This window comes from Kitasatospora sp. MBT63 (assembly GCF_000710465.2).
GTDB lineage: Bacteria > Actinomycetota > Actinomycetes > Streptomycetales > Streptomycetaceae > Kitasatospora.
Genome location: NZ_JAIZ01000041.1, coordinates 22870 through 28869, shown reverse-complemented (window position 1 = coordinate 28869; position 6000 = coordinate 22870). Strand labels below are relative to the sequence as shown.

General features: G+C 71.1%; 4 protein-coding genes. 1 reads left to right on the top strand and 3 read right to left on the bottom strand.

Translation table 11 applies throughout. From position 1 onward, the window contains the following. Nucleotides 1-55: 55 nt before the first annotated feature. The 3 genes from AA75_RS02735 to AA75_RS02725 form a co-directional block, all read right to left on the bottom strand. Nucleotides 56-1225, bottom strand: coding sequence for a serine hydrolase (locus AA75_RS02735; RefSeq protein WP_233288894.1), 1170 nt, complete (start codon nucleotides 1223-1225; stop codon nucleotides 56-58). A 465-nt stretch (nucleotides 1226-1690) separates the two neighbouring features. After that, a complete protein-coding gene (locus AA75_RS02730; protein ID WP_233288893.1) occupies nucleotides 1691-3139 on the bottom strand; it encodes a hypothetical protein in 1449 nt (482 codons plus the stop codon). A 334-nt stretch (nucleotides 3140-3473) separates the two neighbouring features. Beyond that, nucleotides 3474-4091 (bottom strand): hypothetical protein, encoded by a 618-nt coding sequence (locus AA75_RS02725; protein ID WP_051811679.1) that lies wholly within the window; start codon nucleotides 4089-4091, stop codon nucleotides 3474-3476. Between the two features lie 353 nt (nucleotides 4092-4444). On the opposite strand from AA75_RS02725, the gene AA75_RS02720 reads away from it, so the two are divergent. After that, entirely contained in the window at nucleotides 4445-5974 is a 1530-nt protein-coding gene (locus AA75_RS02720; protein ID WP_233288892.1) for a DUF2252 domain-containing protein, read from the top strand. Nucleotides 5975-6000: the final 26 nt, after the last annotated feature.

Here is a 6000-nt window from a genome sequence, read left to right as displayed (position 1 = left end):
CAACCTCACTCTCACCAGTGAAGATCACCAACAGCATCCCTCCGGTGGGTGCGGGTCACGGGCACAGGGCCCGGTCCACCACCGCCGTGAGGTGCTTCAGGCCTGCCTCGTCGGTGGGTTGGACGGTCACCGCGACGTTGGCGGCGCGGCCGGTCTCGGTGACGCCGCCGCGGGTCTCGTAGCCGGGGATGCTGCCGCCGTGGCCCCAGTAGACGCCGCCGCAGGACAACGGGATGCTCGCCAGGCCCAGTCCGTAGCGGGCGCCGGGGCCGAAGGTGCTCTCGGCGGGGACGGTGGTGCGCATCTGGGCGAGTTGGGCGGGCGGGAGGAGGTCGCCGCGCAGGAGGGCGGTGAAGAAGCGGTTGAGGTCGGAGTTGGTGGAGATCATCTGGCCGGCCGCCCAGGCCCAGGAGGGGTCCATCTCCGTGATGTCGTGCAGCGGTCCGCCCGCGGACTCCTGGTAGTAGCCGTGGGGGTGGGCCTCCCGGATGGTCGCGTCGCCGGGGGCGGGGAAGGAGGTGTGGCGCAGTCCGAGGGGTTGGATGATGCGCCGGTCGATCTGTTCGGCGACGGTGCGTCCGGTGACCTTCTCGATGATCATTCCGGCGAGGATGTAGTTGGTGTTGCTGTACGCCCATGAGGTCCCGGGGGCGAACTCTGCCTTGTGGCGCAGGGCGAGGTCGACGAGTTCGCGGGGCTGGTAGGGCCGGATGTCGTCGTCGAGGTAGTCGGTGTAGTTGGGGAGTCCGCTGGTGTGCTGGAGGAGTTGGCGGACGGTGATGCAGCGGCCGTCGATCCCGTCGCCGCGCAGCAGGCCCGGCAGGTAGCGGTCGACCGGGGCGTCGAGGCGGAGCCGGTGTTCGGCGGCCAGTTGGAGGACGACCACCGCGGTGAAGGTCTTGGTGTTGCTGCCGATCCGCACCTGGCCGTCGGCCGGTACCGGCGAGCCGGTGACCACGTCGCCGACGCCCGCGGTGTAGGTGCGGGTGCGGCCGGAACGGTCGGTGACGCTCGCCAGCGCGGCGGGGACACCATCGGTGTGCACCAGTGCGTCCAGGCTCCGCTGGAGGGTGTCCGGCCCGGGCGCGGCCGAGGCCGCGGGCGCCACCAGCGCGCCGAGCGCCAGGACGCCCACGGCGAGGGCGGCCGCGACGGGTACGGTACGGCGCCGGCCGCGGCGCTGCCGTCCGGACGGGCGGTCGGTCTGCGATGCCTGCTGACTCACGGGTCGGCTCCTCGGGGATCGTCGGTGGACCATCGGTGTCCGCCGTGCCAGCCTCTCCGAGGTGCGCCGTCCGGGGCGATCCCGCTGTCCCCCGGCCCCCGGTGGGGCTACCCCCCGGGGGTCCGCACCCGAGTTCCCGGGCCGTACGCACTGTCCTGACGCTCCCTCACTCCCCTGCGCGCGAGCCGGGGGTGCCGTCGGCATGCGGGTCATGCGGGTCATGCGGGCGAGGTCGGACACCGCTGGTGCGTCGCTGGTGGCGAGCGCGGCGATCCGCGTGAGGATGAGCACGCCTGCGGGCAGCCCGGACCGCCCGACCGGGTCGACGGTCCTGGCGGCCACGGTGCCGAGGACGGAGCTGCCCCTCGAAGGCAGCACGAGCAGCACGACGGTGAGGGCTGAGGGTGTCCGCAGCGGGGTGCGGCCCGCCGCCGAGGTGGCGCGGCGCGTCCCAGGTCAAGGGCTTCAACCGCCGATGGGTGGGGCGCTCCCGGCGGTGGGTGCCGACGGTCGTGAAGCGGAGTCCTCCGGTGGCGTGTCGAGGAACTCGCGGATGGCGAACCCGGCCAGTACCACGACGACGATCCACACCACCACGGCCGCCGTCGGGTAGCTCCACGTCGCGAGGACGATGGCGGCCACGGCGAGGACCGCCGCCCCAATCCAACGCTTGTACCGGTGCACGAAGCGGCCGACCGGCCCGAGGCGCATGCCGTGTGCCGTCGACACCTGACGCAGTGCACCGATCGCCGAGCTGCAGCCGTTGCGGATCGTGACGGCGACCCTGGACGGGCCGATGAGGAAGGCGCCGACGGCCGTCACCAGTGCGGTCACACCGACGGCGCGGATGCTCGCACGCAGGAAGCGGATCAGGGCGTCGTAGATCGCGCCGGCGGCGGCCTGGGACGCTCCGGGCGGCAGGTGGTCGAGGTAGATGGACCGGAACACCGTCAGTACGACGCCCAGCAGGAGCATGGCGACGGCCACCCCGAGCGCTGCGCCGATCAGGCCGCGCCGCCGGTTCACCGCGGTGAACACACCGGCGGCGGCGACCAGCACGGCGATGACCGGGAGCCAGGTGCCCATGATCTCCAGGAGCCGGAAGTACGTCTTGAACTTCCCGATGTCGTTCGACTGGTAGACCACGAAGCTGGTGTGCACCTCCGGGATCTTCGCGGCGGGTCCGAAGCCGGAACTCACCAGCTGGTCCTTGACCTTGGCCACGAACGGGCCGATGTCGATGGCGACCTGGTTGTTCTCCAGCGACACCGCGCCGCCGCCCTTGCCCGTCAGCGCCTTGTCGAGCGTGGAGTGCACCGCCCGGTTGGCGTCGACCCACAGGGTCGCGAACTGGTCACTGGTCACCACCTTGCTCACGGTGTTGCTGACCAGCTGGGTGAGGCCGCTGGTGATCGGCCCGCTGAGGCCGCCGATCAGCTTGCCGAGTTCGGGCGGCACGCCCTGTTCGACGGCGGCCTGGGAGATCTGGTCCACCACCGCCTTCACATCGATCTGGGCCAGCACCTCCGACGTGACCCGGCTGGTGATCGCGGCCTGGACATCGGGGTTGCTGGCCAGCGGCCCGACCGTGGCGACGTACCGGTTGGTGTCGCCGATGATCGAGTTGGTCCAGACCGCGATGACCGCGAGCAGGGCCAGCAGGGAGGAGATGACGATCAGGACGACCGAGCCGGACGTGCGGAGGCGGTGGTGGCGTGCCCTGGGCGGTGGTGTGGACGCCTCGAGGGCGGTGAGCCGGTGCCGCAGCTCGTCCAGCTCACTGCGCTCGCCTGGCGAGAGCTCGGCCGGCTTCGGCGAGCCGGCGGCACCCGGCTGGCCGCCCTTCGGCGGCCCGTCCTGCGGCCGCGCGTCCCCCGATCGCTCTGGATCCGGCTCTGACGTATCGGCGGGCATCGCAGGCTCCCTGGGTCGGTTGTCCTGAACGACGTGGTCGGCGATCGGCTCGCCTTCTCCAGGAAAAGCTCGACGCGCCGGGAGGGCCACCGGGAGTGGTCACACGGGTGGCGGCCGAGCGGGAGTCCCACGTCGTTCGTGACCCGACCGCCCGGCCCGGGAAGAGGTCGAGCCGGGCGAGGCCCGTCATCCGGGGAAACACGGACGGCCCAGTCACTCCCACGTGGAAGGCGCCGTGTCCGCCGCGCGCGGGGCGACACGCGCGAACTCGCCCCGACGGAGGGCAGCAGCTACGGGCTTCCGCCACCCGCACCACCGCGAAGGCCGCGGGCTCCTACTGCAGAATGTTGATCGCGCGAGCGATCACCAGCCCGCCGATTCCGAGGGACGCCACCGATTCCGTCATCATCAGCAGCTTGGGCCACCGCTTGATCGCGGAGATGTCGGTGGGGCTGAACGCGGTGGCGGTCCAGAAGGCCAGCACCAGGTAGTCGGCGAAGATCGGCACCCAGGCGGGCGGCGCGTAGTCCCGGTGCTGCATCTCGGGGAACACCAGTGCCGGATTCGCGTACGGCTGGTGCGCGCGGGCAGCGGCACCACCGCGGTCCAGATCCCAGTACCACAGCCCGAAGGTGATCACGTTCGTCGCCCAGATCACTCCGCCGGTGGCCAGGAGCCCGGTGGCGTTGTTGGCGAACAGCTTGTTGTTGGTCAAGATGTCAGCGATCAGGCGGCCGGCGGCAAACAGGTTCGCCACCGTCAGGAAGGCGATGACGAGACGGGTCGTGACCCGTAGCCACGGCTTCTGGCGGTCGATGCGGCCCGGGTCTCCGATGATCAGCGCGCCCATCAGCAAGGTCAGGACGACCGGGACCACCCAGGCGGGGTTCACCCGGTACTTGGCGGGCAACCCGACGTGGAGGAGCGCGGCGGCCAGGATCGCCAGTGCCACCGGCCACCACTGCTCACCCCGCTCGCCGGCGCGAACCGGCGTCGGCGGGGGCGGAGCGACCGGGTTCGGGCCTGATGCCATACCGCATTCTGGCCTCGCCGGCTCCGACGCCGAAGCAGTGACGCGCCGCACGAGAGCGGCTCCGCCGTCCTAGCGCACCTCCGAACCGGGCCGGCGGCTCACGCCCCGCCGGATCTCCCCGTCCCAAGCGCGACGGAGCGATACCGCTCCGCTCCCCCGCGGACGGACCGTGCGGAGCGGATCGCGTGGCTGCCGGTGACCGCGGCGACAACTCACCCCTTCGAGGGGTTTTCGCCCCGGTGCGGTAGTGACTGCCTGGAACAGGTGTACCTATGACCATCTGCGGTGCTTTGTTGGCCGGCAGCACACACGGCTGCGGCCCGACGGGAGTGGCCATGACGGGTAAGAAAAAGGGCGTGGCGGGCGGGAAAACTGATGCGGCGGCATCCACCCGAGCCGCGGCGCCCGCGGCGGCGCAGCCGTTGAGCCGGGCGGATCGGGTGGCACTGGGGAAGGACGCCCGCCGGGCGGCGCCTCTGGAGGCGCACGGGGAGTTCCAGCCGGGCAGATCACGGGATCCGGTCGGGCTGCTGCTGGGGCAGGCGGCATCGCGGGTGCCGGAACTGGTGCCGGTACGGCACGGGCGCATGCTGGTATCGCCGTTCACGTACTACCGGGGGGCCGCACTGCCGATGGCGGCGGACCTCGCGGCCACGCCCACCTCGGGTCTGCAGGTCCAGCTGTGCGGAGACGCGCATCTGTCCAATTTCGGCGCGTTCGCCTCGCCGGAGCGGCGACTGGTCTTCGACGTCAACGACTTCGACGAGACTCTGCCCGGGCCGTTCGAGTGGGACGTCAAGCGGCTGGCCGCGAGCCTGGCGGTCGCGGGGCGCGACAACGACTTCTCCGACAAGGCCCGCCGCAGGATCGTCCTGGCGGCGGCCAAGGGCTATCGCAAGGCGATGCGCCGCTTCGCGAAGCAGCCGTTCCTGGAAGTCTGGTACGCGCACGTCGACATCGAAGAGGCCATGAGGCAGTTCAGGTCCAAGATGAAGGCGAAGCGGTACGAGGCGGCCGAGGAACTACTGGCCAAGGCCCGCACCCGCGACAGCACGCAGGCCCTGGGCAAGCTCACCACCGTGGTCGACGGGCGGCGCCAGATCGTGAGCGACCCCCCGGCGATCGTCCCCGTCGAAGAGGTCTTCAGCGGTGTCCAGGCCGACGCGATCTACGAGCTGATCCGCACCGTGCTGGGCAAGTACCGGCGCACCCTGCAGTCCGACCGGCGATACCTGCTCGATCAGTTCACGCTGATCCAGATGGCCCGCAAGGTCGTCGGGGTCGGCAGCGTCGGCACCCGCGCCTGGATCGCGCTGTTGGCCGCCGGGGACGGCGTCGAACCGCTGTTCCTGCAAGCCAAGGAGGCCCAGCCCTCCGTCCTGGTGGAGTACGCCAAGCGCAGCCAGTACAGCAACCAGGGCGAGCGCGTCGTCGCCGGGCAGCATCTCATGCAGGCCCAGAGCGACATCTTCCTCGGCTGGACCCGTGTCACCGGCGCGGACGGGGTGGACCGCGACTTCTACGTACGCCAGTTGCGGGACTGGAAGTTCTCCGCACCGATCGAGACGATGATCCCATCGGGCATGGCGCTGTACGGACGGCTGTGCGGCTGGACCCTGGCCCGAGCGCACGCCCGCTCCGGTGACCGGGTCGCGCTGGCCGCCTACCTCGGCGGCTCCGACCGGTTCGACGAAGCCATCGCGGACTTCGCCGAAACCTACGCCGACCAGAACGAGGACGACTTCGCGGCCCTGCAGACCGCCGTGAAGGAGGGCCGCGCCAAGGCCACCACCGGGATCTGAGGTCCGTCTCGTCCTGTGGTCCCGTC